3 protein-coding genes and 1 pseudogene are annotated in these 3,169 nt (G+C 50.3%); 2 read left to right on the plus strand and 2 right to left on the minus strand.

Features of this window, described 5'->3' with window-relative positions; genetic code table 11:
• A partial coding sequence (locus EXE42_RS14925) for a lipopolysaccharide biosynthesis protein (protein WP_158293715.1) occupies positions 1–570 on the minus strand: 570 nt, incomplete at its 3' end.
• A 4-nt stretch (positions 571–574) separates the two neighbouring features.
• On the minus strand, positions 575–2,212 hold the full coding sequence (locus EXE42_RS14930) for an alkaline phosphatase family protein (protein WP_137706841.1): 1,638 nt from the start codon (positions 2,210–2,212) through the stop codon (positions 575–577).
• A gap of 85 nt (positions 2,213–2,297) precedes the next feature.
• On the opposite strand from EXE42_RS14930, the gene EXE42_RS14935 reads away from it, so the two are divergent.
• Positions 2,298–2,762: a dTDP-4-dehydrorhamnose 3,5-epimerase family protein gene (locus tag EXE42_RS14935; RefSeq protein WP_137695072.1), complete on the plus strand. Its 465-nt coding sequence runs from the start codon at positions 2,298–2,300 to the stop codon at positions 2,760–2,762.
• A 3-nt stretch (positions 2,763–2,765) separates the two neighbouring features.
• Positions 2,766–3,131 (plus strand): annotated as a pseudogene (locus EXE42_RS14940) (sugar phosphate nucleotidyltransferase); the annotation flags it as partial.
• Positions 3,132–3,169: the final 38 nt, after the last annotated feature.

Raw genomic sequence — 3,169 nt, forward strand, 5'->3', positions numbered from 1 at the left:
CCCCCCGACCAAACCCATAAGACCCATCCCGGTGGTTATAAGCACGACTATTGCGACGATCCGGCAAAGGGGGTTCAGCAGATCTTTCACCAGCATCCGATACTCCATTCGCTTGATACTGTTGAAAGATGCAATCAGTACCTTATTGACCGTCTGAATCGGGATCAGTAGCACAAACAGTGCGAGTACGATGACCAGCTGAGGCTCGCCAAACAGATCTGCGATGAAGGATCTACTCAGAAAAACGATCGTTAATCCAACTAATGAAGAGAAGGTTCCAATTATCAAAACGTTTCGGAGCGTTGATTTAGCCCTTCCGTACTCATTATTATTGAGGAATTGTGGAATGAAGTAATCGACTGATCGGTGAATGTTGAGACTGACGAAGCCCTGAACAAAGAGAACGATCGACAACGCTAGTGTGTAGACCCCGTATTGTGTAGGAGTGACGAGTCGGGTCGCTGTAGCGACAAACGAAAAACCGAGTGCTTTTCCCAATATGTTCCCAAGAAAGGTGATGCTACCTTGTTTAGCGATTGTAAATATCCCATTATCATTCTTCTCGCTCATTTGTTCAATTGAGATAACCCATATTACTCAACCGTTCTTCTAAGGCCTCTTCCTCACTTTCACTCCATTCTCGTCTCTCCCCATCCGTTTCGCCGTAATTATTTGTATACTTAATCGAGGAAACTCCTTTGTGTTCTTCCGTCATTGCGTCTTGTAGTACTATTCCATCGACCGTCTCCGGAATCGGACAATTATGAAGATGAAGCAGAGTCGGTGCAATATCCACAACGCTTGCATTCTCTATCGTGCCGCAGTTGAAATTCGGTCCTGAGGCGATGAATATGCCGTCTCTACGGTGGTCCCCAGATCTGTCCTGACCGTACTGTTTCGAGGGACGAATCAATTCATCGGAGTGGCCATTTTTCAAGGTGTACTCAGGGTTTGTGCGAACGATTAGGTCAGGTGCGTCATCCACTATCCAACCAGAGTATACTTCCTCACTCCGAACCACCGCTTCCACCAGTTGGTCGTCGGTTTCTGGATGTCGAATGGAGCGAAGTGAGTCACGAACCTGTTCCACCACCGTATCATACTCTTCGTGAGTTACTGTCCCCTGAGTGAATCGGTCCTCAAGATTAATGAAGAGTGCTTGTCCTGAAAGCGTCGAAAAGAAGACCTCCGTTTCATCCCAGACAATTGTTCGATGGGAATTATCTTGAAGAGACCCTCCAAACTCAAACCATGAGGCAGGGAGCACCGACTTTACTAATTTCTGTAGCCCAGCGCTGCCTACTACATCCCACCCGAACTTGAGTATCTCGGCTGCGAGATCAATAGCAACTTGATTAGGTGAACCCTGAGTTTCTCGGGTGAGGTATCCCGTGTCTTCTAGCCATTCGTCAATATAGATATCATACGAGAGAGGACCGAACCCCTGATCAGAAATGATGAGCACGTCACACTCGTCATCTGTTTGTTCTAGAATCTGTCCGATACCGTCGTCAACGGTCTCGTAATACCGTTTAATGGCGTCAGTATGCGGAGAGTCGGGATCGTACCGTGGGTGAGATTCATCTAAATATTTCCAAAAGTAGTGTTGGATACGATCACTTCCGTCGTAGACAGACATCGCAAATTCCGTTTCGTGGTCATCGATCAAGGTGAGGAACAGTTCTGTCTGATATTCCGCTACCTTGATTAGATTCTCTTTGAATTCCCTTTCATTTCCAGCCTTGTAGAGGGACTTGTCCTCAAAGAGGTTTTCAGCTGTGCCTATTGTGTCCCTGAGTGGTTCCGGTTGAACAAAATCCTCAATACTATTCGGTGTTGGGAACCCACTGACGAGATATCCGTCAACCTCTTCCGGCGGGTAAGTAAATGGTATTTTGAACAATCCTGTGGTCGTTCCATAATCGTTCATAATCGACCAGAACGGAGATGATCGACGATCGGAAGAGTTGATCGACCGTCGATTGTAGTCTTCTTCGAAAGTGCTGAAGTCAAAGATACCATGCTTGCCAGGATTCGTTCCAGTCTGAATGGAATTCCACGCCGGAGGAGAAACGGGTGGGGTAATCGATTCAAGCGGACCAGAAACGCCGTCGTTTTTGAGTTGACCGAGATTTGGTAGCTCACCGGCCTCGATCATAGGATCAATCACATCCCATTCGCCACCATCGAGTCCAACAACGAGCGTATCCATTTAATCTGAACCTATTCGTCAGTACATATGAATGCTTAGATCGACATCGAAAGGTCAAAGCCCTGTACAGATAATCCTCAGTGGAATGATCCACGACATCGAAGTCAGAGACCTCCAAGTAAACACCGACGAACGCGGCCACCTCGTCGAAGTCTTCCGCGAAGACTGGAATGTGTACGATATCGATCCGGCGATGTCCTACTACTCGATGACCTATCCGGGGATCATCCGCGCGTGGCATCGCCACCTCGAAGGCCAGATCGATCACTTCGTCTGCCCGCAGGGCCGAATCAAGGTTGGCATCTACGACGATCGCGACGACTCCCCCACCCAAGGCGAACTGGATACGTTCGTTATCGGCGAGCACAACCAACAGCTGATCCGCATCCCCGGCGACTGCTGGCACGGCTTCAAAGCGATCGGCGACGAACCGTCGCTCCTCATCAACTATCCGACGAAACTCTACGACTACGAAGAACCGGATGAGGTGCGACTCCCATATGACACTGACGAAATACCTTTAGACTGGGAGGAACCACCTCACGAGTGAAAGATGAAAGGCGTCCTTCTCTCAGGCGGCACGGGCTCACGCCTCCGCCCCATCACCCACACTGGTCCCAAACAACTCGTCCCGGTCGCGAACAAGCCGGTCCTCGAATACGCGATCGACGATCTCAAGGAGGCCGGCATCACCGAGATCGGCGTCATCCTCGGGAACAAGGGCCGCGTCGAAATTCAGGAGCTCCTCGGCGACGGCTCGAAGTACGGCGTCGACATCACCTACATCGTCCAGGGGAACCCTCTTGGACTCGCCCACGCCGCGGGCTGTGCCCGTGACTTCGTCGGCGACGACGACTTCGTGATGTACCTCGGGGACAACATCCTCAAGTCCGGCGTCACCGATCTCGTCGAGAGCTTCGTCGGATAGTTGATGAGGAGCGACGGTTCGTCGCCGAT

This window comes from Halorubrum sp. SP3 (assembly GCF_005435195.1).
GTDB classification, from domain to species: Archaea; Halobacteriota; Halobacteria; order Halobacteriales; family Haloferacaceae; genus Halorubrum; species Halorubrum sodomense.

Coding starts and splice junctions, on each gene's coding strand:
- EXE42_RS14935 (WP_137695072.1), top strand. CDS start 2,298: ATGATCCACGACATCGAAGTCAGAGACCTCCAAGTAAACACCGACGAA.
- EXE42_RS14930 (WP_137706841.1), bottom strand. CDS start 2,212: ATGGATACGCTCGTTGTTGGACTCGATGGTGGCGAATGGGATGTGATT.